This is a genomic window from Listeria valentina (assembly GCF_011800755.1).
Taxonomy (GTDB): Bacteria; Bacillota; Bacilli; order Lactobacillales; family Listeriaceae; genus Listeria; species Listeria valentina.
Genome location: NZ_JAATJW010000006.1, coordinates 1 through 26,795 on the forward strand (window position 1 = coordinate 1; position 26,795 = coordinate 26,795).

Annotated in this window: 33 protein-coding genes and 1 tRNA gene; 5 read left to right on the forward strand and 29 right to left on the reverse strand. The window is 39.1% G+C overall.

Annotated features, from left to right (window positions below; genetic code table 11):
* Positions 1-168: 168 nt before the first annotated feature.
* Positions 169-507: a hypothetical protein gene (locus tag HCK02_RS02615; RefSeq protein WP_167628591.1), complete on the forward strand. Its 339-nt coding sequence runs from the start codon at positions 169-171 to the stop codon at positions 505-507.
* 64 nt (positions 508-571) lie between these two features.
* On the opposite strand, the gene HCK02_RS02620 is transcribed toward HCK02_RS02615, so the two are convergent.
* From HCK02_RS02620 to HCK02_RS02665, 10 genes are all read right to left on the reverse strand, one after another.
* Positions 572-817, reverse strand: coding sequence for a hypothetical protein (locus HCK02_RS02620; RefSeq protein WP_167628592.1), 246 nt, complete (start codon positions 815-817; stop codon positions 572-574).
* A gap of 24 nt (positions 818-841) precedes the next feature.
* A complete protein-coding gene (locus HCK02_RS02625) occupies positions 842-1,129 on the reverse strand; it encodes a hypothetical protein (RefSeq protein ID WP_167628593.1) in 288 nt (95 codons plus the stop codon).
* Positions 1,130-1,156: 27 nt separating this feature from the next.
* Positions 1,157-2,566, reverse strand: coding sequence for a cell division protein FtsK (locus tag HCK02_RS02630; RefSeq protein ID WP_167628594.1), 1,410 nt, complete (start codon positions 2,564-2,566; stop codon positions 1,157-1,159).
* Positions 2,567-2,578: 12 nt separating this feature from the next.
* Positions 2,579-2,983, reverse strand: a complete 405-nt coding sequence (locus tag HCK02_RS02635; protein WP_167628595.1) for a DUF961 family protein — start codon at positions 2,981-2,983, stop codon at positions 2,579-2,581.
* A 35-nt stretch (positions 2,984-3,018) separates the two neighbouring features.
* The gene (locus HCK02_RS02640; protein WP_167628596.1) at positions 3,019-3,330 is read right to left on the reverse strand and encodes a DUF961 family protein; all 312 of its coding nucleotides are present in this window, start codon (positions 3,328-3,330) and stop codon (positions 3,019-3,021) included.
* 107 nt (positions 3,331-3,437) lie between these two features.
* On the reverse strand, positions 3,438-3,629 hold the full coding sequence (locus tag HCK02_RS02645) for a hypothetical protein (protein ID WP_167628597.1): 192 nt from the start codon (positions 3,627-3,629) through the stop codon (positions 3,438-3,440).
* A gap of 226 nt (positions 3,630-3,855) precedes the next feature.
* Entirely contained in the window at positions 3,856-4,146 is a 291-nt protein-coding gene (locus tag HCK02_RS02650) for a hypothetical protein (RefSeq protein ID WP_167628598.1), read from the reverse strand.
* A 28-nt stretch (positions 4,147-4,174) separates the two neighbouring features.
* Positions 4,175-4,477 (reverse strand): hypothetical protein, encoded by a 303-nt coding sequence (locus tag HCK02_RS02655; protein WP_167628599.1) that lies wholly within the window; start codon positions 4,475-4,477, stop codon positions 4,175-4,177.
* Positions 4,478-5,226: 749 nt separating this feature from the next.
* Complete coding sequence (locus HCK02_RS02660; protein ID WP_425482845.1) at positions 5,227-5,466, reverse strand: hypothetical protein; 240 nt, start codon at positions 5,464-5,466, stop codon at positions 5,227-5,229.
* Positions 5,444-5,647 (reverse strand): helix-turn-helix domain-containing protein, encoded by a 204-nt coding sequence (locus tag HCK02_RS02665; protein ID WP_167628600.1) that lies wholly within the window; start codon positions 5,645-5,647, stop codon positions 5,444-5,446. The genes HCK02_RS02660 and HCK02_RS02665 overlap by 23 nt, the downstream gene beginning before the upstream one ends.
* Before the next feature lie 185 nt (positions 5,648-5,832).
* On the opposite strand from HCK02_RS02665, the gene HCK02_RS02670 reads away from it, so the two are divergent.
* Genes HCK02_RS02670 through HCK02_RS02680 form a run of 3 tightly spaced genes read left to right on the forward strand, consistent with a single transcriptional unit; the run spans position 5,833 to position 7,838 of the window.
* Positions 5,833-6,165, forward strand: a complete 333-nt coding sequence (locus HCK02_RS02670; protein ID WP_167628601.1) for a helix-turn-helix domain-containing protein — start codon at positions 5,833-5,835, stop codon at positions 6,163-6,165.
* A gap of 21 nt (positions 6,166-6,186) precedes the next feature.
* Positions 6,187-6,681, forward strand: coding sequence for an ImmA/IrrE family metallo-endopeptidase (locus HCK02_RS02675; protein WP_167628602.1), 495 nt, complete (start codon positions 6,187-6,189; stop codon positions 6,679-6,681).
* Positions 6,682-6,713: 32 nt separating this feature from the next.
* Positions 6,714-7,838: a tyrosine-type recombinase/integrase gene (locus HCK02_RS02680; protein WP_246215514.1), complete on the forward strand. Its 1,125-nt coding sequence runs from the start codon at positions 6,714-6,716 to the stop codon at positions 7,836-7,838.
* A 105-nt stretch (positions 7,839-7,943) separates the two neighbouring features.
* Here the strand turns inward: HCK02_RS02680 and HCK02_RS02685 are convergent.
* The 18 genes from HCK02_RS02685 to rpsF form a co-directional block, all read right to left on the reverse strand.
* A tRNA-Lys gene (locus HCK02_RS02685) sits at positions 7,944-8,016 on the reverse strand.
* 119 nt (positions 8,017-8,135) lie between these two features.
* On the reverse strand, positions 8,136-9,518 hold the full coding sequence (locus tag HCK02_RS02690; protein WP_167628603.1) for an amino acid permease: 1,383 nt from the start codon (positions 9,516-9,518) through the stop codon (positions 8,136-8,138).
* A 488-nt stretch (positions 9,519-10,006) separates the two neighbouring features.
* Entirely contained in the window at positions 10,007-11,299 is a 1,293-nt protein-coding gene (locus HCK02_RS02695; protein WP_167628604.1) for an adenylosuccinate synthase, read from the reverse strand.
* 152 nt (positions 11,300-11,451) lie between these two features.
* Positions 11,452-12,132, reverse strand: a complete 681-nt coding sequence (locus HCK02_RS02700; RefSeq protein ID WP_167628605.1) for an ABC transporter ATP-binding protein — start codon at positions 12,130-12,132, stop codon at positions 11,452-11,454.
* A gap of 1 nt (position 12,133) precedes the next feature.
* On the reverse strand, positions 12,134-13,210 hold the full coding sequence (locus tag HCK02_RS02705) for an ABC transporter permease (RefSeq protein ID WP_167628606.1): 1,077 nt from the start codon (positions 13,208-13,210) through the stop codon (positions 12,134-12,136).
* Between the two features lie 67 nt (positions 13,211-13,277).
* Positions 13,278-14,666 (reverse strand): sensor histidine kinase, encoded by a 1,389-nt coding sequence (locus tag HCK02_RS02710; RefSeq protein ID WP_167628607.1) that lies wholly within the window; start codon positions 14,664-14,666, stop codon positions 13,278-13,280.
* Positions 14,663-15,334, reverse strand: a complete 672-nt coding sequence (locus HCK02_RS02715; protein ID WP_167628608.1) for a response regulator transcription factor — start codon at positions 15,332-15,334, stop codon at positions 14,663-14,665. Before HCK02_RS02715 ends, HCK02_RS02710 begins: the two co-directional genes overlap by 4 nt.
* 90 nt (positions 15,335-15,424) lie before the next feature.
* Positions 15,425-15,880: a universal stress protein gene (locus tag HCK02_RS02720; RefSeq protein WP_246215515.1), complete on the reverse strand. Its 456-nt coding sequence runs from the start codon at positions 15,878-15,880 to the stop codon at positions 15,425-15,427.
* A 98-nt stretch (positions 15,881-15,978) separates the two neighbouring features.
* Positions 15,979-17,340: a replicative DNA helicase gene (gene dnaB / locus HCK02_RS02725; protein WP_167628609.1), complete on the reverse strand. Its 1,362-nt coding sequence runs from the start codon at positions 17,338-17,340 to the stop codon at positions 15,979-15,981.
* 27 nt (positions 17,341-17,367) lie between these two features.
* Entirely contained in the window at positions 17,368-17,814 is a 447-nt protein-coding gene (gene rplI, locus HCK02_RS02730) for a 50S ribosomal protein L9 (RefSeq protein WP_115753604.1), read from the reverse strand.
* A 3-nt stretch (positions 17,815-17,817) separates the two neighbouring features.
* Entirely contained in the window at positions 17,818-19,791 is a 1,974-nt protein-coding gene (locus tag HCK02_RS02735) for a DHH family phosphoesterase (RefSeq protein ID WP_167628610.1), read from the reverse strand.
* 150 nt (positions 19,792-19,941) lie between these two features.
* Positions 19,942-20,670 (reverse strand): LytR/AlgR family response regulator transcription factor, encoded by a 729-nt coding sequence (locus HCK02_RS02740; protein WP_167628611.1) that lies wholly within the window; start codon positions 20,668-20,670, stop codon positions 19,942-19,944.
* A 16-nt stretch (positions 20,671-20,686) separates the two neighbouring features.
* On the reverse strand, positions 20,687-22,003 hold the full coding sequence (locus HCK02_RS02745) for a sensor histidine kinase (protein WP_167628612.1): 1,317 nt from the start codon (positions 22,001-22,003) through the stop codon (positions 20,687-20,689).
* An 80-nt stretch (positions 22,004-22,083) separates the two neighbouring features.
* Positions 22,084-22,242: a cyclic lactone autoinducer peptide gene (locus HCK02_RS02750; RefSeq protein ID WP_167628613.1), complete on the reverse strand. Its 159-nt coding sequence runs from the start codon at positions 22,240-22,242 to the stop codon at positions 22,084-22,086.
* Positions 22,226-22,840: an accessory gene regulator B family protein gene (locus HCK02_RS02755; protein ID WP_167628614.1), complete on the reverse strand. Its 615-nt coding sequence runs from the start codon at positions 22,838-22,840 to the stop codon at positions 22,226-22,228. The genes HCK02_RS02750 and HCK02_RS02755 overlap by 17 nt, the downstream gene beginning before the upstream one ends.
* Before the next feature lie 225 nt (positions 22,841-23,065).
* Entirely contained in the window at positions 23,066-23,305 is a 240-nt protein-coding gene (rpsR, locus tag HCK02_RS02760; protein ID WP_036073876.1) for a 30S ribosomal protein S18, read from the reverse strand.
* Positions 23,306-23,362: 57 nt separating this feature from the next.
* Entirely contained in the window at positions 23,363-23,872 is a 510-nt protein-coding gene (gene ssb / locus HCK02_RS02765; RefSeq protein ID WP_167628615.1) for a single-stranded DNA-binding protein, read from the reverse strand.
* 60 nt (positions 23,873-23,932) lie between these two features.
* A complete protein-coding gene (rpsF, locus tag HCK02_RS02770; RefSeq protein ID WP_115753597.1) occupies positions 23,933-24,226 on the reverse strand; it encodes a 30S ribosomal protein S6 in 294 nt (97 codons plus the stop codon).
* 425 nt (positions 24,227-24,651) lie between these two features.
* Here rpsF and HCK02_RS02775 point away from each other — a divergent pair, with 425 nt between their 5' ends.
* Positions 24,652-25,272 carry a hypothetical protein gene (locus HCK02_RS02775; protein WP_167628616.1) on the forward strand — a complete coding sequence of 207 codons (621 nt, stop codon included), beginning with the start codon at positions 24,652-24,654 and terminating at the stop codon, positions 25,270-25,272.
* Here the strand turns inward: HCK02_RS02775 and ahpF are convergent.
* On the reverse strand, positions 25,269-26,795 hold the full coding sequence (gene ahpF, locus HCK02_RS02780) for an alkyl hydroperoxide reductase subunit F (protein WP_167628617.1): 1,527 nt from the start codon (positions 26,793-26,795) through the stop codon (positions 25,269-25,271). The two genes, HCK02_RS02775 and ahpF, sit on opposite strands and share 4 nt — an antisense overlap.

The window sequence follows — 26,795 nt, forward strand, 5'->3', positions numbered from 1 at the left end:
AATGAAAAGGAGGCTCTTTATTTTGAAAATTTTTAAGTATTTACTCTTTTTGTGTCTACTTTATTGACATCTATCCAGTTGAAAAACATAAAAGAATATAACTAAAATCCCATCCATTCTATTGTGCTATAATTGACTTATCTATTTCCCTTTAAGGAGTGTTTTTTTATGAGCTTTAGTTCTGAACAAATCCTACACGCCCAAGAAATATGCCGTATTTTTGAATTTGAAAACTCTTATGAAGATGCTGCTAATACCGAGATTATCCACGTTGAGCTGTTTATAAATACTGACAGGACTAATTGCACCATCAGTATTTGCAAAGATGTTAAAAGGTATTATGAAAATAAAAAGAAACCATTTGAAATCAAAGAGTATTGGCTATTTCAGCATCATCCAAAATTAATGCTCGCAAAGCGAGATTATATGAAAAACCAACCATTAGAAAGAAACATTCCTCGCTTTATTACCCAAGTATATGATCTATTATTTCCAAAACAAAAATAACCACTAAATTTACTTTTCATGCGCTATATCCTATTGTTCCGAAAATATAGTCATTCATTTTTTGTTATTTTTTATCAGGTAAATATCCATCAAAACGCCAACGTGAAAATTGTTTGTTTTTTTCAAGTAAGGTAAAGCGAAAAACGCCACGATCATCTGAATGATAGCCAAACGGAAAATCATATGCCTCGCCTTCTTCGACATTTCTCGCATCAAAAAATAAGGCTTCTCGAACAAGAGCAAATTGAGCCTCTTGGTGTTCCTGACAAGCTTCATCGAAGCCACTCTTATTTTGCATTTCAATATGCATCCCATTCCCTCCAAACTATAATTATTAATCATCCCAATCATCTGGTCTTTGGTCATCAAAAAAATAGCGATCAAAACGCCAGTTCACATACCTATCATTCTTTTCAATCAACGTAAACTGCAACACTTCGAGAAAGTGCGGCGATTGAAAATCAAAAACAAAATCAAATGGTTCACCTTCCTCGGTCTCAATCCAAACAACACTCAAAGCCTCAACAGCTCTATCAATATTAGCTTTCTCATGTTTTTTACAAGCCTCTTCTAAACCAGCCAAATTTTGAATTTCAATATGCACATACAGCACCCCAATCATTTTTTTGACTACCTTCACTAACAAAAATCAACTAATTTTCTTAAACTCCTCAATAAAATCAAAATCGCTTGGCACAAAAGGGCTATAAAACTCTGAAATAACCCCTTTCCCAGCATCCGCATAACCAAATCCAATAATTTCTTTTTGGGAGAACTTCTTGTCCACGTCTCCAAACATCATGCCATAGCCCACTTCTGAATTTTTCCCTAAGGCAATCCGATAATGAAACTGGTCACGTATCCCATCCGCTAGATATTTCGCATCTGGACGTTGCAAACCACCAATCAAATAAAAGCCCGTTTGACGACCTAACATCACAATTTGTTTTAAATCGGTCATCACTTCGTCACGTTCACTAAACTTCAACATTTCCATAAAAGCTACAATCTCATCAAATATCAAGAATTGCGGACGTAAACCAAAATAGCGATAATTTTTACCCGTTTCATAGTTCGGCAATTCTTTAATGGTGCGAGCACGTTCTTCCATCGCTTTTCTAAATTTATTAATGACCATTTTAATGCCATTTGGTTGACTGTAAACGTTAGGAAAAATGCCTTCTAAATCTGCTAAATCGGCATTTTTAGGGTCAGCAATGTAAATATCTTCTTTCTTGCATTCACCTTTCACTAACCCTAATAACACTGAAAGAATCACATATGTTTTACCTGCACCTGTACCCCCACTTAAAAGCATGTGAGGCAACTTATCAAATTCCCAAACGGAGCGTTTCATAAGTGGCAACTTGCCATCTTTCGCGATTACTTCCTGAATATTAAGCCGATCACGATGAATCGCATAAACAAACTTGTAACAAATATAGCCCTCTTCTAACTCTTCTTTCACGAGCTCACTAAAAAGCGTCTGTTCAAGTTCCTTTGCTACATCTAAAAATTGATGTTGATGCTTGGTACCATCTAACGGAAAACGAATATAGATATAATCTTTTTTTACTCGATAATACACTTTAGGAAAATAATCAATCTTTTCTTTCGTTTTCGTTTTCGAAGCCCTCTTACTTTCAAAATCAAATGCCGATAAAATAGCAAAGCCTTCTTTTTCAATTGATTTTGTTGAATACCAACCTCGATCGATAATGAACCGCGCTAATTTTTGACGATGCTTCATAAAAGTAAACTTTTCAAAGAACAATACTTTCAATCCAAACAAGCACAAGAAAGTAAAAATAGCCGCTAAAGCAAACGAAATTCCCATTCGAATCCACAAAATCGAAAGAAACCATTCCTTAACACCCACAAACGAATTTGACGGAGCGAAAGAAGGATAACTTTTAAAAGTTACGCTAATCAACAAAAAAGCCAATAAAAAAGTGGGAATCCCAATTAGAAAACCCACTCGCATAACCACACTTTTTGTCTTATACCGAATTCTTTTTCCTCGGTACTTATACATGTATTTCTCTATGAAGTTTTTCATCTTTTATCCTCATTACGCCTTTTGCGTTTGTTTTTTATCATCGGATGGCTTGTTTTCACTGGAACCATTTCCGCTTGCTGGTTTCATGGCGTCTGCCTGCACTTTAAATTGAACCACATTCGTTTGATTGAGTGAAAAAGCCGTATAGGGGCTTAATGACACATTTTCAAGCGTCACGAACTTTTTATAGCCAATTTCAGGTTTATCCGCCGTGGGTGGCAGAAAAATAACCAGTGTATCATTTAAAGCTTCACTAAACACACCTACACGTACAGCATCGACTTCTCCTGTATACTCTCCATCCTCTGTTTTTAAACGATCATCTTCATAACCTAGAAATTCCAATTTCCCAAGTGTTTTTTCAACATCAAAACGATCTTCTTTCAGTGGATTTTGTTTATTAATTTTAATTGTCATTTTTAAATTCTCTCCTTTAATTTTTTTCAATTTCCTTAGGCTGGAACAATATTATCCGCCACGACAATCCAATTAATAATCGAACCATTTTGGCTTCTTGTTGCGATGCCTTGCACAACAGGATTCACTAATTTTACAGGTGTTTTTGTTTCAAAAGGTTGTACCAGTACATCACTTGGAATATGAACATTTAAACCGCCTACATGTTTAGTCCCCATTAGCTTGTAACAATTATGCGTCGTTTTTCGATTTTGTCGGTTTCCTTCCACTAAATCTTCTAACTCATTCCGCCCTAAGAATTCTAAATTTGCAAACTCTGATTCTTTAAAATAAATATTTTGTAACATGTTTTTTTCTCTCCTTTATATTTTTTTCAATAAAAAAAGCATCGTAGTTCATCAAAGACTACCATGCCACATCACTCTTTTCCATTAGACTTCTTTTCTCTTATTAACTATCTTTTTCTAAACAAATCAACATTCGTTAACACTTTATGAGAAATAGGTTGATTCTTTTCCCATAGAGACTTTTTTTCCGACTCTGTAAGATCATCAGGCGCAGAACAAGAAATCATTCCCTCCTGTTGCTGATAGAAAATAGATAACTCTTTTAACGGAGTCTGATAGACAGTTTTAAATTTTTCCATCACCATCTCCACCTTCGCACTGAACATATTTTTGAAAACGAAGGGCTTCTTGTACAGCAGTAGAAGCACGATACCCTAATGATTTTTGAGCCTCTTTCACACTTTCCTGATGCAACTTAGCCACATAGCAAACAAAGATTTCCTGCGTACATAATTGATCAATCGCTTCTTTTTTCTCAGGGAATTGTTAAACCATCAACCGCTTTATATCTTCTACAGCAACCATTCAATCGAACCCCCTAAAGGAACAACGAACGTTTAATACATCCGTCTCTTGATCTTCCGTTTTCTTAAAATCTAAACGTCCTATATAATTTAATTTTGGGACTCGTAGATCAAAACAAATGGTCTCTCCCCAATGAAGCTGGACAAACTCTGCATGTAGACCATCCATAATCTGACTGATAGTCACTGTTAAATATTCACCAGCCTGTAGATTCTCTTTCAAGCACATCTGATCAAATTTCTTGATCACCTCTTCTACTTCAGACAGATTCAGAATTTCAAAAACACCCAACAGCCATTCCTCCATTCATTTTTTTATCTCATAGTTTTTGTAAAAAGAAACGAACATAGACTTGATCTTTATCGGATAAATCCTCGATTTTTTCAAAAATCAGGATTTGATGAATATTGGCTACTTCAATCTTAATGGGAATACCAAGGGATTCACCATTTTGTAAAGATAATCCGTTGGACTCTAAAAATTCCAACACTTCATGAAACATCAAAGGCTCTAACTCTTCTATTTTAGCCGCTCGTTGGCGCAAAATATCTAAAAGCTTCGTATGATAACCATTTAAGAAATCTTCAAGTTGTCCTTGATTTTGTATGATTACTTTTAACAAATTCGCATCACTCCTTCGTAAAAAAGACCCTTTTTCATAAAAAAAAGGAATGTAGATTTTACTTCTTTAGAACCCTACATTCCTTCTAACAAAATTTCTACATTCTCGATCTGGAATAAAATGCTGATCAGCAACAGAACAAATTTTCCTCCATCTGATTTTTAATCTTAAGCATTTCTCTACTCCTCTCAAATGTAAGTGTTTTACTTGTTCCCCTAATCATTGTGGAACTAATTTTTCTATTAAATCGTTATAAAAACGATCACAAAACATTGTTGACGCAATGTCTTGTTTTTTACGAACGTTTATCCTTCTAACGTTCTTTTTTTTAACTTGTCCATCCTCTCGCTAGGTTCTGATTCCATCACGGCGCTTATCAACTATTTCAAGATCATCGCATTATTTTCTAATGCTCCCATACAAAATAATCTAGTAGGCTTTCATCGGATGCCACCGAGACTGTTTTTGGCTATCAGTCAACCCAAGGTTTCTCATCCCCGATTGTTCCTCATAAGCGAGGCGCTCGAAAAGTCACACGTGACAAATCTAAAGAATACCTCTATAATAAAAGTGTTGAGTTTTTATTTGAGGCGTTCTTGATTTTATCAGGAGCGCTTTTCTTATACCCATTTTTATTGTGTTTACTTAGCTGTTTGGGCTATGTAATTGTCAAAGAACAAAAATTTATAATCATTGAACCATTTTAATGGTTGGATTCGAATTGGTGGTCTATCTTCACACCTTTGAAATCAATTTAAAATGGTTTGAATGTGGCGGTGATACACACCATAATGTTTACTAATACGACGATAAGACACGCCTTTAGCAAGTAATTTTAATACAGTTTCTTTTGAGAACGGTTCATTCAAATAGTGGTCTATCAGCACACTTTTTAGCGCCATACTCATTCTCAAATTCCAATCGCCCTCCATTTGCTTTGCGAGTGGGACAGCTTTTCGCATGATCTCATGCGTTTTTTTGTAATTCAAACTCTGATTCCTCCTCTGCAAAACCATATACCTTTTTAAAATAAAGAGCATTTACTTTTCCTCGTTTTACCTTAAAACCTTGTTCTTTTAATTCTTTATTTAATTCACTAATAACTTGATATGCTCCCGAAAGACTTATATCCATTAAATTTGCAACTTGATGGACATTTAAAAAATTCATATTCACCCCTCCTTTTTATAACCATTTATATTAACTACACATAATATACCATTAAGTTATAAACTTTTAAAGTATTTTATTTGTTATAAATGCAAATAAATTATAATAAACTTTGATGTATATACTCGAAAAGAATCTTATTGTATATTGATACTAGTAAATAATAAAAAAGGAGAATCAAATTTATGTATAGTTTCGGCAAACGATTAAAAAGCTTACGAAAAAAAAAGAATCTAACTCAAAAAGAACTAGCTGAAAAATTAAAAATTAGTCAAGTAACGATATCAAAATATGAAAATGATATAATTGAACCTGACAATTCAAATCTCAATAAACTTGCTGAAATATTTGATACAACAATAGACTATTTGTTAGGTAGAACTAACAACCCCAATAATAATTCGGACAATATATCAGTTCACTTCTTTGAACGGGAAAATCTAACTGATGAAGACCTAGAATATATTAATACTCTAATTGAAGCATTAAAAAGAAAGAGTAAAAATAAAAAGAACTAATTCGTACTTGAGGTGATGAAAATGCCATTTATTTATGAACCCACATCACTAGAAAAACATGCAGAAAATTACTTAACATCTTTAAAAATTTTCCATCCTTATCAAATAAATATAGAAAACATCTGTACTCTAGAAAATCTAGATTACGGACTTGGAAAAACTTCTTGTTATTTAGTTGTTAATGACTATCGCTTTATTTCTATAAACGAACAAAAAAATTCAAAAGACCAACAATTTGAATTTCTACATGAATTATCTCATAATCATTTTGACCATAACTTATATACCGCTCAATGCATCGATCTAGAAAAACAAGCAAGATTATTTTCATTATATCTCGCAATTCCATTACACATGTTTCGATTTATTAATTTCAACTCACAAAACATAATTAAAGAAACCAGTGACTTATTCAACATCCCTGAAGATTACACATTAGAAAGACTTCAAATGATTTATGAACGTAAAATTTCTAATTCAAGTATCCAAAACACTATTTTTTTTAACCATATTTAGAACATACGTTCTTAAAGAGGAGGTAAACTATATTGCCAATTATCAAAACAGAAAAAGGATACAAAATTGATATAAGCCTAGGTTACGATCCAATTACTGGAAAACAACGAAGAATAAAGAAAAAAAATATAAAAACAAAAGCCGAGGCTGAAAATTTAATAGCATATTACAAGAGACTATATTACCAAAGTGCTTTACCAGTAAACCAAAAAACTACTTTTGAAGAAATTGGTCAAACCTATTTTTCTAGTTATACTGTGAATCACAAACCTACGTACATTAGAACACAAAAGGGATATTACAATCACAGAATCCTACCATATTTTAAAAACACATTAATTGCTAAAACTAACAAAAAGGTTTGTATTGAATTTCGAGATTATCTACTAAACGATAATAAAAATCCCCTATCCAACAATAGCATTAACAAACATATGATTTTACTTAAAAAAATTTTCGATGTCGCAATAGATGAAAATTTAATTTCAATCAACCCTTGTAATAGCATCAAAAAACTAAAAGTCGAAAAAGAAAAAATGAAATTTTGGACACCCTTAGAATTCAAACAATTCATTAACTCTCTAAAAGACAACGAATACATTTATAAAGTATTTTATACAACTGCATATCTAACAGGAATGCGTTCAGGGGAAATGTTAGCTTTAAAATGGGAAGATATAGATTTTTTACGCAATGAGATACATGTAAATAAAACTTTATCACGTGTTAATAAAGAAAATATTATAACATCTCCTAAAAGTAGTACTAGCAATAGATATATTACTATTAATAGCAAATTATCTTCATTACTCCAAGAATGGAAAAATTATCAAAGCAACCTTCTTCAATCCTATTTATTAGATAAACATTCAATTTTAGATGCCCACGTTTTCCAATACAACATGGAACTTCCAGCAAGAGAAAATTTCAGTACCAAAAAGATCCAAAAAATTTGCAAACGAACAAATCTAACACCTATACGTCTACATGACTTCAGACACTCGCACGTTGCTTTGCTTATTAATAACAACGAAGATACAGTTACTATAAAAGAACGAATGGGACATGCCAGTATAACTACTACAATTGATACGTATGGGCACCTTTTCCCCAATAAACAAAAATCAATGAGTGATAAATTTGACAATATTTTCTAAACAAGGATTTTTAAGGACTTTCACTATAAAAAAAGACCGCAAGCCTCTTCTTCCAAACGTCCGAAAACGTCGAAAAAGCTTCGGTCTCAAGGGTTTGGCACCCAATGGGTTATGAGGGGTTCGAACCCCCGACCCGCTGATTAAGAGTCAGCTGCTCTACCAACTGAGCTAATAACCCGTAAAAAAAAATTGCCAACAGAATAATTCTACCACTTTCTTTATTTTTTGCAAGCATTTTTAATCGAAAAAGCCTGAGCCTCTGGTTTCTTGCCCCCATCAGCTCAAGCTTTTCATTTTTTATTCGCTTAGTCCTTCGCGTTCGTTTTTATGCTCAATCCGCGATTTGCGAATGTAATAAGCAATCAACACGCCAACAAACCATAGCGGCGTAATGAATAGCGCTACACGCGTGTCTTCAGCAAATGCTAGTACAACAAGCACGAATGCCAAGAACACTAAAACTACATAATTCGAAATTGGGGCAAGTGGCATTTTGAATTTGCTTTTCTTCGCAAGTTCAGGACGTGTTTTCCGATATTTTAAATGAGCAAGTACGGTAATCCCCCAAATAAAGATGAAACATACGGTCGATACACTCGTTACAAGTGTAAATACGCCTTCTGGCATGATGTAGTTTAAGACAACTGCGATTAAAATAACGATTGACGAGAAAAACAATGCGTTAGATGGTACTTTATGTGAAGTTAGTTTTGTCATTCTTTTTGGCGCGTTTTTCTCTTTCGCAAGCGAGTAAATCATCCGGCTGGTACTAAACACCGCACTGTTACAAGCCGATGCTGCCGATGTTAAAACTACAAAGTTGATAATTCCCGCTGCTGCTACGATCCCCACCGCCGAGAATACTTGTACGAATGGACTTTTTGCCGGATCAATCGAATTCCATGGATAAATACTCATAATAACAAGTAGTGCCCCAATGTAGAAAATCAAAATCCGAATGGGAATGTTGTTGATCGCTCTTGGAATAACGTGTTCCGGATCTTCAGTTTCGCCCGCCGTTAAGCCAACTAGCTCAATACCCACAAAGGCAAATACAACCATTTGGAAGGATAAAATAAAACCATTAGCTCCGTTCGGGAACCAACCCCCGTGACTCCATAAATTAGTGAACGTTGATGCTCCCGCATCTGTTGAGAAGCCTTTGATAATCATGAATATCCCAATTACGATAAGCGCTAAAATCGCAATGATTTTGATGAGCGCAAACCAGAATTCCATTTCACCAAATAATTTTACAGTTGCTAGGTTCATTACAAGCAAGAGAACTAGAGCAATTAGCCCTGGCACCCACTGTGCGACATTTGGGAACCAAAATTGTGTGTAAAGCCCTACTGCTGTCAAATCGGCCATCGCAATTGAAATCCAACAGAACCAATAAGTCCAGCCAGTTACAAATGCTGCCGCGTTTCCAAAATAGTCTTGCACAAAGTCTACAAATGAATGGTAATTTAAGTTTGAGAGCAAAATTTCACCCAGTGCCCGCATGATTAAGAAACAAATCGCTCCCGTAATCATATAAGCAAGTAAAATAGATGGACCAGCTAAATGAATGGATTTTCCTGAACCAAGGAATAATCCTGTACCAATTGCTCCCCCAATAGCAATCAGCTGAACGTGCCGGTTTTTTAAACCACGTGATAATTCTTGTTTCTGTTCCATTATGTACTTCCCCCTCATTATTCTTGGGTCTTGCTTAAACTTTTCACTGCCTTACCAATTTTAAAAAAGCTTTGTCAAAACAGTTTTTTTCTCTAATTTTATCATAGCTTAAAATAGAGATTTTGCAAAATATCAAGAATGTAGTAAATTTCTCTTTTCACAATGTAAGCGCTGTCAATATAGAAATTTTACCACCTCTATTCCTTTAATGCAATAAAAACACTTCCATTTTTTTCGTTTTTTCCCATTTTAACATGACAAAATAACTATTTATTCAGGTTTTAACAGTTAAATTTACAATTTAATTTCAACAATCTATCCACACTCTCTCGAGCATGGATAGATTGTGAAATTTTTAATTAGTAAAGAGCGTGCCTACTTCCTAATTATTTCCCGAGAAATAATTAACTTCAAATACAATTAGATAGACCAATTTTTATTGAACAAAAAAGCGCCCGCAAATTGTTGCGGACGCATCTCTTCAAAAATCAAGCAAGACGCCACACGCTTTTTACGACATGTGTTTGGTTTCGATCCGGACCAACGGAAAACATCGAAATTTGCACGCCAGTAAGTTGCGCGATTCGTTCCATATAATGACGAGCGTTAGCAGGAAGCTCATCTAATGATTTTACACCTGTGATATCTTCTGTCCAACCTGGTAATTCTTCATACACAGGCTCACAACGAGCAAGATCTTTCAAGCTTGCTGGAAATTCAGTAATCGTCTTTCCATCAAGTTTGTATGCCACACAAATTTTAAGCGTTTCAATCCCAGTTAAAACGTCAAGCAAAGTGAGTGACAAATCGGTTAATCCGCTCACACGACGAGCATGGCGCACAACAACACTGTCAAACCATCCCACACGACGAGCACGTCCAGTTGTTGTTCCGTATTCATGACCCACTTCACGAATTCGTTCACCTGTTTCATCAAATAGTTCTGTCGGGAATGGACCATCACCTACACGAGAAGTATAAGCTTTCGCTACTCCAACAACATGGTTGATTTTCGATGGACCTACGCCACTTCCGATCGTTACTCCCCCAGCAATCGGATTGCTTGAAGTAACAAACGGATAAGTTCCTTGGTCAATATCTAGCATAACGCCTTGCGCGCCTTCAAATAAAACCCGCTTTCCTTCATCTAGCGCATCATTTAAAACAACAGACGTATCGCAAACATATTCTTTGAACTGCTGACCATATTCGTAGTACTCATCCAAAATTTCTTCTAGCGAAAAACCATCCAGTTCATAAAAACGTTCCAACAGCCGATTTTTCTCTTTCAAGTTTTGCTCTAATTTTTCTTTAAACGTTTCTTTATCCAGTAAGTCAATCACACGAATCCCAACACGAGCCGCCTTATCCATGTAAGCCGGGCCAATGCCTTTTTTCGTTGTACCGATTTTATTTGCACCTTTTCGCTCTTCGTCCGCTTCATCAATCCGAATGTGGTAAGGCAGGATCAAATGTGCACGGTTCGAAATTCGCAAATTCCGAGTATCAATTCCTTTATCATGTAAATACTTCAATTCCGTAACGAGCGCCTTTGGATCAACGACCATCCCGTTTCCGATTACACTGATCTTATCCTTATAGAAGATCCCCGACGGAATCAAGTGAAGTTTATACGTTTCACCATCAAATTTAATCGTGTGACCCGCATTATTCCCACCTTGATAACGTGCAATTGCTTCCGCGTTCTCCGACAAGAAATCCGTAATCTTACCTTTTCCTTCATCGCCCCATTGTGTTCCGACAACAACAACTGAAGACATGCAAACACCTCTTTTAATAATTTAAGCCCGCCAAAGCAAGCTCCGTATTTCCATTCTCCATTGTACCGTCTCCCCTGCCATTCGTCAATCAATATCACGAACGATTTTTTAGGTAAGAAACCTAATGTTCGCATTTTAAAATTTTGATTCCCTTAGCGCGCTTCCGTAAGCCTTCCATCTTCAATCCGAACAACGCGGTCGCATAAATCGAGAACCCGCTCATCATGTGTGACCATAACAGCCGCCTTATTTTCGCGTTTGACTTCCCTAGCGATCATCTCGACCACTTTCCGACCACGCTCCGAATCAAGACTTGCCGTCGGTTCATCCGCCAAAATCACTTCCGGATCATTCATCAGCGCACGCGCAATCGCTACGCGTTGCCGCTCGCCGCCAGAAAGCCGATCCGGATACTGATTTTCCCGGTGTGTAAGCCCAAGCTCCGCTAGCAAACTTAGCGCACGAGCCTTCCCAGCTTTACGCTCACCATTCAAAACTGGAATCACAAGTAGCTGATCTAGAACCGTCAAGTAAGGAACCAAGTTTGCGCCTTGAAAAATAAAACCAATTTCCTCAAGCCTCGTTTGGGTCAATTTTTTCTTGGACAAATTTGTGACTTCCTTAGTATCAACGAACACTTGCCCCGAGCTTGGCGTAAGGAGCGCTCCGGCGATTGAAAGAAACGTACTTTTTCCCGATCCAGAAGGACCTACAATCGCCACAAACTCGCCTTGTCGAACATCCAAATTCACATCTCGCAACACTTCGATCGTCGTTTCACCATCATGATAAAATTTCGTTACATCTTTAAAACTTAATTTAGTCGTTTGCATATCAGTTTGCCCTCCCAATCGCTTCAAGCGCGTCGACACGAACAACGCGGCTGAGTGATAATATCGAACCTAGCACAGCCATTAAAATGAACAGCCCCGAGCACAGTAGTGCCGTAAGCGGACTTAAATTGAATGGCATGCTATCTGGAAGTGCAAGCGCCATTAAGAACGTAAGCGCGTTACTGATTACTAAACTGACAAAAGCTAGGAAAACAACTTGAAAAACGATACTACGTGCTAAATAGCTAGTTTTTGCGCCAACCGCTTTCAAGATGCCCAACTGATTCATTTTTTGAATCGTAATAACATAGAAAAAAGCAGCCAAGACGAACGCGGCAATCACAAATAGAAAGGCAATCATCATGAGAAGCGAACCTTGCTCCTCTGAATAGCCAGGGATATTTTCAAGCACTTCCTTTGAACTCGCATAAACAAGCCCGCTTTGCGCAAAATCTTCTCCTGAATCATTTTGAAGCGCAACCGCATTATATGAACTAGCTCCACGTTGTTGCAACTTCTTAAAACTATCAAAACTTGTATAAAGAACAGGCGTATGACTATATGTGGCTTTTTTCGCAAAACCAATGATCTCAAAAACGGATCCGCTCATCTGGTCTTTCACCTTGTCACCAAGTTTGTAGCCGCTCTCCTTCAGTTTCTCGTCCGCAATCACACTATTTTTCTTGCTCCCCGAAAGTGATTCCCCAGAAACCTGTTCTGGTACCAAGAAACGGCTAGGATCGATTCCAAAAAAAGTGACATCTGTTTTTTTCGCTGCGCTCGGCTTTGTGACCGTTGTCATCTGAACACCAAGCGCCGTCGCATCTTTCCCAAACTTTTCTTCCGCTCGTTGGACCTTTTCTTCCGAAAGACTCGAACGCGTCAAACGATTATCCGAATCCTTCTCCACCAAAAATCCCGTCGCCTTACTCGATTCAATCGCGGAACCATTGTCGCTCGCAAGTCCATTTGCAAGCCCCGTCACAAATAACACAAGCCAAGCGATCAAAACCATGATCAAAACGACTAGCGAAAATTTTAATTTTGCATGTTTCAATTCCTTCAATGCTAAAAACATTCCGTTCACTCCTTTACCTTACCCTCTTACTGTAAGATGCCAGTGTGAACGGAATGTGAACTTCCGATTACAAATTTGCCTTTTTGAGCCGAACGCTAAATTCCGTTCCAAGCCCCGCTTCACTTCGAACCGAAATCGACCCGCTAGAAAGCTTGATGATCTTTTCGACAATAGATAAGCCTAAGCCGCTTGATTCCCCGCTCCGCAAGCGAGATTCATCTCCCCGGTAAAACCGCTCAAAGATTTTTCCAAGTTTTTCATCCGGGATGGGCGCCCCGGAATTTCGAACGCGAATTTCGACCCAATCTTCCTGCTCTCTGCTTGAAATTTCAATCGAACCCTGTTCCGGCGTATATTTCACCGCATTCGAAAGCAAGTTTTGCCAAATTTGTTCGATCAATTCCGCATCCCCTTGCACCATAGCGTCTGACAAGTCTATCGTCACGCTAAGCTCCTTCTCCTGAATTTTCCACTCGAACATCCGGATGGTCTTTCGAATCGCTGGAGCCAGTTCCACCGTTTCTTGCCCAATATTTCCGGTTTCCTTATCCAAAAATGCCAGCAAAAGCAATTGCTTCGTGAGCCTTGAAAGTCTGGCCGTTTCCTGCGACAACAGCGCCAAATAAGATTTCCGCTCTTCTTCCGAGAGTTCATCCTGAGCGAGAAGCTCCGCGAAGCCATGCATCGAAGTAAGCGGCGACTGCAATTCATGGGAGACATTCGCCACAAACTCCTGGCGCGCCGCATCGACAGCCGCGAGCTCATCCGTCATTTTCGTTAAAGAAGCGCCAAGCTGCCCGATCTCATCTTTACGCTTCGTATCAAGTTTCACATCAAAATCCCCCGCCGCAATTTTTTCCGTCGCCTTCGTCAGCTTGCGAATCGGCCGCGCGACCATCCGCGTACTAATAAAGACCAAAATAATACTTATCAGCGCCGTGAGCACCAAAATCAGCGCAAAGAAAAACCGCAACTCGCCAAATTGCGCTTCTTGATCCGGTCGCACAAACAGCGCTTTTTGACCATCCGGTGTTTTAATCGGAACACCGATCGAATTTTTAAGCTGATTATCAAAAAAGCCCGTCACAAATAAGCCGCCATCAAATTGATCAATCCCGTGGTACGTTTTTCCCGCCAAAACTTGCTTGATAATGGATTGATCCAGTTTTTTCACTCGAAAATCCCCGCCAAAATAGTCCTGCTCCGCTTTCCCGTCCGTTAACAGCAGCTGATAGCCCATATCACCCATTTGATTCAAATAGCGTTCCAAATCAAGCTCCTCATTCTCCTGATAAAACGCCGCTACCCGCAGAGCGACTTGCGTAACCTTCGCATCATTAACCGGTTTAAGCTTCCACTGATAATAAACATTTGCGAACAAGAAACCGAGGAAGCTGCTTATAAACATCACTGCAAGCGTGGCTGCAACGAACTTGCCGTAAATCGACCTTGTCATTTCAGTTCCTCCAATTTATATCCCAAACCGCGCACTGTCGTAATCAAAATGCCGCTTTCCGGCTTAAAATGGTCACGCAACCGCTTAATATGTACATCCACCGTGCGGTCGACCCCATCATAATCCTTGCCCCAAATTTGCTCGATCAGTTCCTCGCGCGTAAAAATACGTTCCGGGAAACTGGCAAGTTGATAAAGCAGCTCGAATTCCTTTACCGGAAGTAGCCACTCTTTCTGCCCAGCTTTCACCGCATAACTTCCCTTATCAATCATTAAATTACCCACTTGGATCGTTTTTGCACTTGCCTTCTGAAAGCGCCGCAACAACGCGCGAATCCGGTAAATCAATTCTTCCGGTTCAAACGGCTTCGTCAAATAATCATCCGTCCCCGCTTCAAAACCTTTCTCTTTATCCAACAATTGATTTTTAGCCGTCAACATAATGATCGGAATATCATAAAACGCGCGGATGTGCTTCGTTACCAAATAGCCATCTCGTTTTGGCATCATCAGATCGACGATCGCAAGCTCAGCTGAATTCACTTCAAGCAAATCTAACGCTTCATCTCCATCACTTGCCAAGATTGGCTCAAATCCTTCAGCGCGCACATAATGCCCCACAAGCTTCCGAATCGCCTCATCATCATCCGCAATTAATACTTTGACCATCTAAGCCATACGCCCCTTTCTTGCCTATATCTCTCCTCATTATAAACGAAAAAGACAAGAAAGCTCGAGAACTCTTGTCTTTTCCTCCCATTATTTTTTTGAAATCGATTCCCGTTCCACTAAAACATCGCAAGGTGCGTGGACGGTTACGTAAGAAGCGACACTTCCTAAGAGCATACGCGCGAGCCTCGACTGACCAACTGCTCCCACAACGATCAAGTCCGGGTGAAAATCATCTTCAGCGATCTCGACGATCCGCGCTTTCGGCGAGCCATAAATGACTTCTGCGTTCACCTTGCTAAGTCCCATTTCCTCAGCTCGCTTTCTGTAATCCTCTAGCAGCTGTTTCGAAGTTTCCGTAAATTGATTAACCGTTGCGCCTCCATCTGCTGCTGTCACGTTTGCAAAATAAAGCGTATCTACCACGTTGACAATTAACAGTTCCGCGTGATTGCGAAGCGCAACTTGAACTGCCTTGAAAAAAGCCGCTTCCCCACTTTCCGAGCCATCAACCGCCGTTAAAATTCGACCATATTCTTTCATCATCCGTGTTCACCCCTTCAGTTTCTGCATTCCCGCAAAACCCATAAAAAAAACCTACTTGCTTCAAGCACAAAGTCGCACTTCAAACAAATAGGTTTCAACTAAGCTCCCGGCGGCGCCATTGCGTCATCATAGCGCACTTCGAGATTTACAAACTTATTATATTCCTTCACAAAGGCCAGCTTCACATCCCCAACCGGACCATTCCGCTGTTTAGCAATGATGATTTCAATCGTCCCATCATTTTCACCCTCACGATCATAGTAATCCTCACGATATAAAAAGGCAACGATATCCGCATCTTGCTCGATCGAACCAGATTCCCGGATATCCGACATCATCGGCCGCTTATCTTGGCGTTGCTCAACGCTCCGTGATAACTGCGAAAGCGCGATAACAGGAACCTCGAGTTCCCGTGCGAGCGCTTTGAGTGACCTTGAGATCTCAGAAACCTCTTGTTGTCTATTTTCCCCACTTCTACCGCTACCTTGAATAAGCTGCAAGTAGTCGATCACGATCATCCCAAGCCCCGCTTCTTGCTTCAAGCGACGGCATTTCGACCGAATTTCATTCACACGAACCCCAGGCGTATCATCAATAAAGATCCCTGAATTCGATAATGTTCCCATCGCAATCGTAAACTTCTGCCAATCATCATTCGTAAGCGAGCCCGTCCGCAAGTTCTGCGCATTGATATTCCCTTCCGCACAAAGCATCCGCATCACGAGCTGTTCAGCCCCCATTTCGAGACTGAAAATCGCCACATTCTCATCCGTTTTCGTCGCCACATTCTGCGCAATGTTTAACGCAAATGCCGTTTTACCAACAGATGGCCGTGCCGCTACAATGATGAGGTCATTACGCTGAAAGCCCGCTGTCATGTTATCAAGCTCATGGAACCCAGTTGGGATCCCAGTAATATCGCCCTTGCGATTGTGCAGCATCTCGATGTCATCATACGTCTTAACGAGCACATCTTTAATATTCTGGAACGCCCCAACATTTTTCCGTTGCGACACTTCCAAAATACTTTTTTCCGCTTCATCCATGAGCGAATCAAGCTCATCCTCACGCGAATAACCATCCGTTGCAATTTGCGTTGCCGTTCGAATCAAACGCCGTAAGAGCGCCTTATCTTCAATAATGTGGGCATAATATTCCAGGTTCGCCGCCGTTGGAACAGAACCTGCTAGCTCCGTCAAATAAGGCAGCCCGCCTGCATCTTCAATCTGATCACTTGCCGAAAGCGCCTCATAAACTGTCAGCACATCGACCGCTTTCCCGTGGTCATTCAAATTGAGCATCGTTTCAAAAATCAATTGGTGCGACTGCCGATAAAAATCATCCGGCATCAATATTTCAGAAGCCGTAATCAGGGCATTTGGTTCAAGAAAAATGGCACCGAGAACAGCTTTTTCCGCCTCCACATTTTGCGGCGGCGTACGATCTTGAAAAGTATCCACTGACACTACGCTCCCCTTCTAGCTAAATTATTCTTCCCCAACATGCACCTTAAGCGTAGCCGTCACTTCATGGTGCAACTTCACCGGCACATTTGTATACCCAAGTGCACGAATCGCGTCAGGAAGCTCCAGTTTGCGCTTGTCGATTTTAATCCCTTCATCTTTTTGCAAGGCTTGAGCAATTTGTTTAGACGTAATCGAACCAAACAAACGACCGCCCTCACCAGATTTTGCCTTCAGTTCAACCGTAAGCCCTTCTAGTTTCTCTTTAAGCGCCTTAGCATCATCCAACTCTTCTTGTGCGACTTTTTCCGCCTTTTTTTGTTGCCCGCGTAGCGCACTCATATTTTGCGAATTCGCTTCAGCCGCATAGCCATTTTTAATCAAAAAGTTTTGCGCATATCCATCCGCAACCTCTTTCATTTCGCCTTTTTTCCCTTTACCTTTTACATCTTTCAAAAAAATAACTTTCATATCTCAAGTCTCTCCTTTCCAATAAGCGTCAATCGCTGCAATCAATTCTTTTGTAGCCTCTTCAATTGTAACACCTTTCAGCTGCGTAGCGGCATTCGATAAATGCCCACCACCGCCGAGTTTTTCCATAATCACTTGCACATTGATTTCACCGAGCGACCGCGCGCTAATCCCAATCATCTTATCTGGTCTAAGCGTCACGACAAACGACGCCTCAACCCCTTCCATCGAAAGCATCGTATCCGCCGCTTGAGCAGCAATCACCGTGCCATAAACTTCATCTTCAGCGCCCTTAGCAATTGCCATTCCATCATGATAAATCTCAAGCGCTTCAACTAGACTGCTCCGCTGCGCGAACGTCGCCAAATCTTCCTTAAGGAAATTTTGCACGAGCACCGTATCTGCCCCAAGCGAGCGCAAATAACTAGCCGCATCAAATGTTCTTGACCCCGTTCGTAGCGTGAAGTTCTTCGTATCTACAACAATTCCCGATAAGAGTGCAGTAGCTTCGATTTTCCCGACTTGTTCGAGATCTGGCTGATATTCAAACAGTTCCGTTATAAGTTCCGCTGTCGAAGAAGCGTACGGTTCAATATAAACGAGTACAGGGTTCTCGATAAATTCCTCAGAACGTCTGTGATGATCTATTACGACCACATTAGAAGCCGATTCAAGCAATTCCTGATTGATAACCATCGAAGGCTTATGCGTATCGACAATCACGAGCAAACTTTTATTGGTAATATTTTCATTCGCCACTTGTGGTGTCACGATATTTTTAATCACATTCGGATACTCTTCGATTTCGCTCATCAGTCGTTCCACATCCGGGCTCATCTTGCCCGGCTCCACAACCACATACGCGTTACGGTCATTCATTTCAGCAATCCGCATCACGCCAAGGCTTGACCCGATCACATCCATATCTGGAAAACGGTGCCCCATCACGAAAACCTGATCGCTTTGGCTAATCAGCTCTTGAAGCGCTTGCGAAATCACTCGCGCCCGAACTCGAGTCCGTTTTTCCATCGGATTGGTTTTACCGCCATAGAAGCGCACGTGGCCTTCCGGTTCCTTGATAACCACTTGGTCGCCGCCTCGTCCGAGTGCTAAATCCAAACTCGACTGCGCAAGCTCCGCCAAGTCGATCAAATCTTCCTCTTTGTGCCCAATTCCGATACTAAGCGTCAGTGGAATATTTTGTTTCGAAGTTCGCTCACGGATGCGGTCAAGAATTTGAAATTTTTCTTCTTCTAATTTATCGAGCTTCTCCTCGTTCAAGAAAGCGATGAACCGATCGGCATTAATTCGCTTAAGGTAAATTCGCCTTTCTTGCGCCCAGTTTGTTAACATCGTTGTGACAAGGCTATTCAAACCGCTTCTGCGACGGTCATCCATTCCCTGCGCCCATTCATCGTAGTTATCCAGAAAAATAATCGCAAATACAGCTTTTTCTTCACGATATTTGGTGTTGAGTTCATAGTAGTCCGTTCGGTCATAAAGATAAAGAATCCGTTCTTCTCGTTTAATAATGGTATCAAAGCGTCGATCTTTCCAACTGATCGTCTGAATCCCTTCCGCTCCTTCTTCTTTAATAACAGAAAGAAATTCCGGCCCCACTTCCTCGAGAGAATCGCCGATAACACTTTTATCATCAAAATACTTCGTCATGAACGGATTTACCCATTGGATATTATAATTTTCATCATACAGCATAATCCCCATCGGCATCTCAACAAGCGCATCTTCCTCGCTGCGCTTAATCCGGTAGGTCAAATTAGAAACATAATTCTGCACATCCTGGTTCAAGCGGTGTTCAAAGTAAAACATCGCTGTAATCAGCACAATACCTGCTACAAAAATAACAATGGAGAGCCACCAAGCATAAAAAAAGGTGATGACACACAGAATAATGGTCGCGGCAATTAAGCCATATAATGGATATTTAAGCATTCTTTTTTCAAAAAAGCTCTGCATGTTCCATTCAGCTCCCTGTTCGTTAATGAAATCCTTTCATCCAGTCCAAAAATACAGTTACTCATCTTACCATTTTACCTTTTCTCTCCTCAAGATTCAAATAATGTAAAAAGAGCCGGTTCTATTTGAATAAATAGATGCGGCTCTTTGCTATAACTGAAGTCCCTTGATTAATTTATTTGACGCAATACACTCTTCGCCGTTCACCATCGTAATCGTTCCCGTTTTCATATCCACTTCGCTAATATTATTTTTATTGACAAGGAAAGACCGATGGCATCTATAAAACGGTTCACCCAAGCTATTTTCGATTTGTTTCATTTTCGCATAAAACTCCACTTGCCGGTTCTTGCTATGCATTACAATCCTGTGAATTTTAGGTGACGTTTCAAAAAAGAGAATATCGTCTATTTTTTCATGAATCACTTTCTTATCTGAAATATGGTATGTGAAGTAACTGCTCGTATCCGGGTCATCCGTCATTCTTTCCTGAACGCTCGCCAAACAAGCATGCACACGCTCTTTAACATCCGAAAGATTATCCTTCACAATATAATCCATCGCTTCAATTTTATACGTAAAAGTTAAATAAGTCATTTCAGCGTGCGTCGTAAAGAAAACAATAAAACCACGTGGGTCAAACTTGCGAATTTCTTTAGCAAGCTCAAATCCATTAAATTTTAGATGGTTCAAATCAATATCAAGAAAATAAAGCCCGAGCCCATTTTGCTGTTGAACAACCTCCAAAATTTCATCTGGATTTCCCGATGCTTTCACGATTTCCATATCATAATGTTCAAACATGATCGCATCATTAATATAGCCGACAAGCCTTTCCCGTTGAATCTTATTATCTTCACAAACAAAAATCGGAAGCATAATAATCCCCGCTTTTCTACATGATTTCTAGTTCCTGAATAAATTCCTGCTTATCTTCATCCAATTTCGTATCCAAAGTAACATTTGGATATTCTTGCAGTGTATCTCTCAAACTGGACAATCCAATCCCACGATTTGTCCCTTTCGTTGAAAAGCCATCTTCAAAAATCTTATAAACTGGCGGCATATCCTTCGGTACACTATTCGCAAATAACATTGTTGTCGCTTCTTCTCTTTTAAAAATCGCAATCCGGATAATTGGTCTTTCACTTCCAAGTGCGGCTTCCACCGCATTATCTAGCAAAATCCCAGCCGCCTTACAAAGATCAACACTTGGCATATTGATCGAATTGATTTCTTCTGTCACCTCTACACTTACATCAATATTCAGTTCTTGTGCCCGAATCAATTTGATCGCAAGTAAACCTTTTAGTTCCGTGACATGAATATTTTGCAAAGTAGAGATGCGGTAATCATTCGTTTCGATTTGGTGGTTAAGCGGTACGATGTTTTTCTCGAAATACTTTTTCAAGCCTTCCATATCGTTTTCATCAATGTAGCCAGCCATGCTGGATAAAATATTAATGTAATCGTGCCTAAAAACGCGCATTTCATTATGCAACTCTTCAAGCGTTGACGTATACTCTTGCAGTTGCGCGAATTGTTCTTGTTGGTTTTTCATTTTAATTTCTTGCACAGCTGATTGAAGTACAAGATATAGCATCCCTATCAAAATCGTAAAATAAGCTAGAAAAATGATTGTGTTTAATCGAACAATTTCTTGAACAAATCCATCCGCAGCACTGAAGAAAATGTTTAAATGGTAGATCATTAAGGTGAGCAAAATAATCGCTACTGTTATAAATCCATATTTTTTCTGATTAATATAGGAGTATAAGTCCCACTTGTCCACAAATTTTCTCAAAACAAATGCAATGACGCTCGCGATCAGCATCATACTAATGGCGTATCCTGCAGAAACAGAGAGTTTTTTATAAAGATCGTTTGCGAAAGAATCCGATATGAAAACAAAAACATTGTTAAACAAATAATCACTCAAAATCGAAATGATAAAAGTTAATGAAGAGATCGTTACTGAAAGAAAAATTGTTTGCTTTTTATACAAAAGAGCTACTACATAAATTGCAATTGAAACCAAATTTAACCAATATGTGATCACAAGAAATAGAGGGATTGTAGCAATGGTAGTTACTAAGACTACAAATCCCTCTTTCCAGTTGAATATAGATTTAGTTAAAATCTGAACGACAACGAAAAATCCAATCGTTTGAATTAAGATAATTAATAACAAGTTAGTCGTTGTAGAATCCATTGATAGCCTCCACACCTTACATACTTCAACTTTTTAAACATATCTTAACATATTTTCTTCATTGTCGATATCCCTTAACCTCATTTATTTTTGATTTCTAATTTATTAACAAGTGGATTTTTAGGTTCATAAGTAACACCAACGCAAGATTTCTTCATAGATGTGTTCGCAATTTTAAGTGCTTCATCTTCAAGTTTTTTCCCTAAAAATTGCATTACTTTGTCATTCATAAATTTCATAGTTATTTCTCCTCCTATTGAGTAATTTATAAGATATTGGGTGCATACACACCATTTGATAAAACGCTCCAAACATGATGAGTGTCTTCACTTCTGGAATCGGAATAAGGAGTGCTACGACCATCAAGAACAGCGCGCTTAGCACGGCTTTGATTCTAAGTTGCCTCCTATTATCTTCTCCTAAAAGTGGTAGACTCTCTGTATCAGCTGGCGCGTACCAAAACATATTGAGCGCAATAATTGCGAAAACAAGTACGACGATCCAATTTGAAGATGAAACATGCTGCAAGAAAAATGGAGCTAGTACAAACGCAACTAAGCTAGCCAGTGTACAGTTTAAACTTTTGAGCGCGTGTAGCCCAAATGAATAACGTCGCACAATCAAAAAGGAAAAATGGACAATCAGTGTTTCGAAAAACACACCCATAAGAAGGGAAACTAAGTAAACTAAACCGATTTTCATCGTGTTAATCAAAATAACTTCCATTCCATATTTTACTTTTTCGTAGCTTTCTTCGTCTTCTTGAAATCGTTCTTTTGAGATGAGCTTTTCCGCAATTCTTTCCGTCAAAGGAACTTTGTTCACCAAACTGCTCAAACTTTTCACCTCCATCTCTATTTTACAACGAAATAAGCGATTATGACCAAAAATGTAATGAAATGTCGATTCTGAGTCGCGAACGACGCAAAAACAGCTTTTTTCTTGTTTTTTTACATATGATTATTAATTTTCTAGTTAAAACACAACTAAAGTTTTATGCTTTATCATAAAAAAACTGGCTTTGGATTTTCTGTAAATCCAAAGCCAGTTTGACTTGTATGCTTATTTTTCTTCCGCAACAAATGGAAGTAATGCCATTTGACGAGCACGTTTAATAGCAACTGTTAATTTACGTTGATATTTCGCACTTGTACCTGTTACACGACGAGGTAAAATTTTACCACGTTCTGAAACGAATTTTTTTAGTAATTCAACATCTTTATAATCGATGTGTGTAATTCCGTTAGCCGTGAAATAACAAACCTTTTTACGACGACGTCCGCCTCTGCGTCCTCCAGCCATGTTTTCTCCTCCTATCTCTCAATAAAATCTACTTGCGCTTCTTTGTCCCTTCTCAAGTTAGAATGGAAGATCGTCATCAGAGATGTCGATCGGTTTTCCATCACTTGCGAATGGATCATTGTTCGCGCGATCATAACCTTGAGATGAAGATTGCTGGTTCTGATTGTATCCACCGCCAGCGTTGTTATTGCTATATCCGCCACCGGAATTTCCTTGATAGCCACCGTTTCCGCCATTATGCGTCGCGTTTTTAGGCTCTAGGAATTGAACACTTTCAGCAACCACTTCTGTTACATAGACACGTTTTCCATCTTGACCTTCATAATTCCGCGTTTGAACACGACCATCAACGCCTGCTAAGCTTCCTTTTTTAAGGAAATTCGCTACGTTTTCAGCCGGTTTTCGCCAAACTACACAATTAATGAAATCGGCCTCCCGCTCTCCTTGCTGATTCGTAAATGTACGGTTAACAGCGAGTGTAAATGTCGCAACTGCAACACCTGCTGGAGTGTAACGAAGTTCAGGGTCTTTGGTTAAACGGCCTACTAACACCACACGATTCATCATACAGAACCAACCTCCTCTCGTTTAGTCAAATCAAAGGGCAAAACCCTTCGAAAATAAGTCTTATTCTTCTTCTTTAACAATGATATGACGAATGATGTCATCCGTGATTTTAGCGATACGATCGAATTCATTGATTCCATCTGCATTTTCAGCAGAGATTTTCACGATGTGGTAAATTCCATCATGGAAGTCTTGGATTTCATAAGCCAAGCGACGTTTACCCCATTCTTTTGATTCGATGATCTCAGCCCCATTCGAAGTTAAGATTCCGTCAAAACGTTCTACTAACGCTTTTTTCTCATCTTCCTCGATATTCGGACGAATGATGTAGTTAATCTCGTAATTTTTAGCCATCTACTTTACACCTCCTTGTGGTCTTAGCGGCTCTGATGCGAAAAATCGCATCCCCATCGTTTCAAAGTTCATCACTCCTACACGACAAGAACGAGCAAGGAATAATTTATAATTACTCACAATAACAAATTATACCACAGGACAAGACTTGCTTCAAACATTTTCTTAAACATTTTCGTTTCAAAAGCTCTTCTTGTTTTTTTTAATAATCTAGGCTCATCTACTGTAATTTGTGAACTTTTTGTGACAGTTTTGTGCATATCGTTGCATACAAATAAGGGTTTTTATACAAGAAATTTATAATTAGAATTTTTTCGTTTTTATACTTTAGATTTGCCAATGTTTAACTTTATATGTTTAATTATCTTACAATTGAATAGCAATAAAAAAATGGTAAAGTCTTCTCCTGCAACAAAAATCAGATTATGTTAAAATTTGAAAACAGCTTATCTTTCCGGAGGTCTATACTTTTGAAAAATTTGTACTTATTAGCTATTTTATTTTCAATTCTTTTCTTTGTTGGCGCTCTTTGCCTACAAAAAAGAGAAGAAGCTGTTACTCGGAAACCTTATCCAGTCGTTTCCATCGATCAGCTTAAAAATATGCTTTCAACAAGTCACGTTAGCATTAGTCCTGCCTCTATTGATCTAGAAAACAATCAACTTCATGTTAATATCCTGCTTTCTTTTAGCCCTAACCTCTACAGGCAGATGGCTTACGTGGAGCACTTTGGAATGCAGGTGGATTTACCACAAGACATTTGCGCGCTCAGCACATTAAAAGGAGCTTCCGTGCCCATTACTTCCCAAAACATTCGTTATACTGACAAGCACTTCCTCGAGGTTTCTTTTATAGTTCCCTTAAATCATGCCTCATTCACTTCAAAAGAATTCACCAACTTGATGCAAAAAGATTTAAAACTCCATTTAAGTTTTACAAACGCTAAAAATAAACCCATTGCTTCATTTCGAGATATAGAAACGAAATTTATTTCCAAACAAAAAGCCGAAAGGAGCTATTCCTTTCGGCTTTTTAAGAATTTTTAATTTCGAATCAAATAGTCAAATGCACCTAAACTTGCTGTTGCACCTGAACCCATTGAAATGATAATTTGCTTATAGGCGCTGTCCGTGCAATCTCCGGCAGCAAAAACACCTGGAACATTGGTCGCACCGCGTTTATCAACAATAATTTCTCCTGTTTTAGCACGCTCAACAGTGCCTTCAAGCCATTCTGTGTTTGGTACAAGACCGATTAAAATAAATACACCTTCAAGATCAAGATGAACTTCTTCATTCGTTTCACGATCAACGTAAGTAAGTCCATTTACTTTTTCAGTACCCGTAATTTCCTTTGTTTGAACATTGGTAAGTACAGTGACGTTTGGAAGGGAGTGAAGTCGTTCTTGTAAAATTTTATCGGCTTTTAATTCCGACATGAACTCAAGAACTGTGACATGCTTGACGAGCCCAGCAAGATCAATTGCTGCCTCAATTCCGGAATTCCCGCCGCCTATCACGGCCACATTTTTCCCCGCAAAAAGTGGTCCATCGCAGTGCGGGCAATAAGCTACGCCTTTATTTTTGAATTCTTTCTCGCCTGGAACGTTGATATTGCGCCATCTTGCTCCGGTCGAAAGAATAACGGTTTTACTTTTTAATACGGCTCCATTATTTAGCGTTAGTTCAGCTAGCTCCTTTTTCTCGAGTTTCGCTGCACGAACGGCTTTCATTATATCTACGTCGTATTCATTTACATGTTCTTCAACTGTTCGCATGAGTTCAGGACCTTCAATATACTTCGTGCCAATCACATTCTCAATTCCTAAAGTTTCTAGAACTTGTCCTCCGAAAGTTTCGGCTACGATGCCCGTTCTGATTCCCTTCCGTGCCGCATAAATCGCTGCACTTGCTCCGGCAGGCCCACCACCTACGACAAGAACATCATAAGGATCTTTGTTTTCAAATTCAGAAATATCAGCTGTCCCTACGATTTTTTCAAGAATTTGTTCGATTGTCATTCGACCGTTGCTAAATTCTTCTCCGTTAAGAAAAACGGTTGGGACACCCATGACATTTTTGGCTTCGATTTCAGATTGGAACATGCCACCTTCAATCATAGTATGTGAAATGGACGGGTTAAGTACGCTCATAATATTTAAAGCTTGAACAACATCTGGACAGTTATGGCAAGACAAGCTGACATAGGTTTCAAAATGAAGTTCTTCTTTAATCGACTGAATTTGTTTGATTACTTTCTCAGAAACTTTTGGTGCGCGTCCACTTACTTGGAGTAAAGCAAGCACAAGCGAAGTGAATTCGTGGCCAAGTGGAATGCCCGAAAAGACGATTCCTGATTCCTGATCTTTTTTATCTACGCTAAAACTTGGCTTGCGGCTAAGTGTGCCTTCAGCCATTGTGATTTTGGGTGACATTGATGTGATTTCTTCAACGAAATCAGATAGCTTTTTCGAATTTTCACTAGCATCCAAGCTGACGCGTAAAACTAAATCGCCTTCTAGGAGCTCTAAATACTGAGCTAGCTGTTTTTTAATTTCTGCATCCAACAT

What these genes read in the sequence shown, in the direction of transcription:
- HCK02_RS02615 (WP_167628591.1), top strand. Translation starts at nt 169, where the DNA reads ATGAGCTTTAGTTCTGAACAAATCCTACACGCCCAAGAAATATGCCGT.
- HCK02_RS02620 (WP_167628592.1), bottom strand. Translation starts at nt 817, where the DNA reads ATGCATATTGAAATGCAAAATAAGAGTGGCTTCGATGAAGCTTGTCAG.
- HCK02_RS02625 (WP_167628593.1), bottom strand. Translation starts at nt 1,129, where the DNA reads ATGATTGGGGTGCTGTATGTGCATATTGAAATTCAAAATTTGGCTGGT.
- HCK02_RS02630 (WP_167628594.1), bottom strand. Translation starts at nt 2,566, where the DNA reads ATGAAAAACTTCATAGAGAAATACATGTATAAGTACCGAGGAAAAAGA.
- HCK02_RS02635 (WP_167628595.1), bottom strand. Translation starts at nt 2,983, where the DNA reads ATGACAATTAAAATTAATAAACAAAATCCACTGAAAGAAGATCGTTTT.
- HCK02_RS02640 (WP_167628596.1), bottom strand. Translation starts at nt 3,330, where the DNA reads ATGTTACAAAATATTTATTTTAAAGAATCAGAGTTTGCAAATTTAGAA.
- HCK02_RS02645 (WP_167628597.1), bottom strand. Translation starts at nt 3,629, where the DNA reads ATGGAAAAATTTAAAACTGTCTATCAGACTCCGTTAAAAGAGTTATCT.
- HCK02_RS02665 (WP_167628600.1), bottom strand. Translation starts at nt 5,647, where the DNA reads ATGAATTTTTTAAATGTCCATCAAGTTGCAAATTTAATGGATATAAGT.
- HCK02_RS02670 (WP_167628601.1), top strand. Translation starts at nt 5,833, where the DNA reads ATGTATAGTTTCGGCAAACGATTAAAAAGCTTACGAAAAAAAAAGAAT.
- HCK02_RS02675 (WP_167628602.1), top strand. Translation starts at nt 6,187, where the DNA reads ATGCCATTTATTTATGAACCCACATCACTAGAAAAACATGCAGAAAAT.
- HCK02_RS02690 (WP_167628603.1), bottom strand. Translation starts at nt 9,518, where the DNA reads ATGGAACAGAAACAAGAATTATCACGTGGTTTAAAAAACCGGCACGTT.
- HCK02_RS02695 (WP_167628604.1), bottom strand. Translation starts at nt 11,299, where the DNA reads ATGTCTTCAGTTGTTGTTGTCGGAACACAATGGGGCGATGAAGGAAAA.
- HCK02_RS02700 (WP_167628605.1), bottom strand. Translation starts at nt 12,132, where the DNA reads ATGCAAACGACTAAATTAAGTTTTAAAGATGTAACGAAATTTTATCAT.
- HCK02_RS02705 (WP_167628606.1), bottom strand. Translation starts at nt 13,210, where the DNA reads ATGTTTTTAGCATTGAAGGAATTGAAACATGCAAAATTAAAATTTTCG.
- HCK02_RS02710 (WP_167628607.1), bottom strand. Translation starts at nt 14,666, where the DNA reads ATGACAAGGTCGATTTACGGCAAGTTCGTTGCAGCCACGCTTGCAGTG.
- HCK02_RS02715 (WP_167628608.1), bottom strand. Translation starts at nt 15,334, where the DNA reads ATGGTCAAAGTATTAATTGCGGATGATGATGAGGCGATTCGGAAGCTT.
- HCK02_RS02720 (WP_246215515.1), bottom strand. Translation starts at nt 15,880, where the DNA reads ATGATGAAAGAATATGGTCGAATTTTAACGGCGGTTGATGGCTCGGAA.
- rplI (WP_115753604.1), bottom strand. Translation starts at nt 17,814, where the DNA reads ATGAAAGTTATTTTTTTGAAAGATGTAAAAGGTAAAGGGAAAAAAGGC.
- HCK02_RS02735 (WP_167628610.1), bottom strand. Translation starts at nt 19,791, where the DNA reads ATGCAGAGCTTTTTTGAAAAAAGAATGCTTAAATATCCATTATATGGC.
- HCK02_RS02740 (WP_167628611.1), bottom strand. Translation starts at nt 20,670, where the DNA reads ATGCTTCCGATTTTTGTTTGTGAAGATAATAAGATTCAACGGGAAAGG.
- HCK02_RS02745 (WP_167628612.1), bottom strand. Translation starts at nt 22,003, where the DNA reads ATGGATTCTACAACGACTAACTTGTTATTAATTATCTTAATTCAAACG.
- HCK02_RS02750 (WP_167628613.1), bottom strand. Translation starts at nt 22,242, where the DNA reads ATGAAATTTATGAATGACAAAGTAATGCAATTTTTAGGGAAAAAACTT.
- rpsR (WP_036073876.1), bottom strand. Translation starts at nt 23,305, where the DNA reads ATGGCTGGAGGACGCAGAGGCGGACGTCGTCGTAAAAAGGTTTGTTAT.
- ssb (WP_167628615.1), bottom strand. Translation starts at nt 23,872, where the DNA reads ATGATGAATCGTGTGGTGTTAGTAGGCCGTTTAACCAAAGACCCTGAA.
- rpsF (WP_115753597.1), bottom strand. Translation starts at nt 24,226, where the DNA reads ATGGCTAAAAATTACGAGATTAACTACATCATTCGTCCGAATATCGAG.
- HCK02_RS02775 (WP_167628616.1), top strand. Translation starts at nt 24,652, where the DNA reads ATGTTAAAATTTGAAAACAGCTTATCTTTCCGGAGGTCTATACTTTTG.
- ahpF (WP_167628617.1), bottom strand. Translation starts at nt 26,795, where the DNA reads ATGTTGGATGCAGAAATTAAAAAACAGCTAGCTCAGTATTTAGAGCTC.